We start from the raw sequence: 666 nt of genomic DNA on the forward strand, positions 1-666 counted from the left end.
CAGGTATAGTCGCCTTGGCAGTACAGAGTGCTTTGCCCGTACTTCATATCAACGCCCGCCACGATTACCCATCGTCCATACTGCGGTATACCGGGCGTTTGCACCCACACCGGCTCCCCATCCATCTCCCGCAGTTCCTCGCACGTCAGCGGCTCGTTCGGCGGGGTGAGGGTGGCAATTTTAACCGCCTCGCCGCTCTGCATATCTTTTAGCAAAACGCTCCCATTTTCAATAATGACAGCCAGTTTTTCAGCTGCTATCTCTGCCTTGACCTGCACAACATCAATCGCCCTTGCCATCGTTCGGCGCCTCCAATCTCTTGCGCACAGCCCGCTCACAGTCGGACAATAGTAACCTCTCGAATAGCCACCACGGCGTAATGGTCAGAAGAATAATCCACGCTATGTCACTCAGTAATCTCATGCAGCGCCTCCATCCTCTTCATCACCATCTCCACGGCCTCGTCCGTCATGGCTGGGCCTCCTCTCACAAATAGCCATTATTTTTCTTTTTCGCTGCGATGTTGGACAATACATCCTGCAAGTCCAATGCCTCGATGTGGCACTTCCAGTTTTCAGAGCCGAACAAGCGGAAAATACAATTTTGGCAGGATGACTGTTGCTTGCAAAAATCAGCAATGGTCTGAGCAGCTTCCAGAGCCTTTTT

The 666-nt window shown here is 52.1% G+C and carries 1 protein-coding gene and 1 pseudogene; both read right to left on the reverse strand.

What is annotated here, in order from left to right:
- Nucleotides 1–299 (reverse strand): annotated as a pseudogene (locus H8S11_RS13750) (hypothetical protein); the annotation flags it as partial.
- A 187-nt stretch (nt 300–486) separates the two neighbouring features.
- A partial coding sequence (locus H8S11_RS13800) for a hypothetical protein (RefSeq protein ID WP_207722012.1) occupies nt 487–666 on the reverse strand: 180 nt, incomplete at its 5' end.

The sequence above is a fragment of the Flintibacter hominis genome, assembly GCF_014287965.1.
In the GTDB taxonomy this organism is placed as follows: Bacteria; Bacillota; Clostridia; order Oscillospirales; family Oscillospiraceae; genus Lawsonibacter; species Lawsonibacter aceti.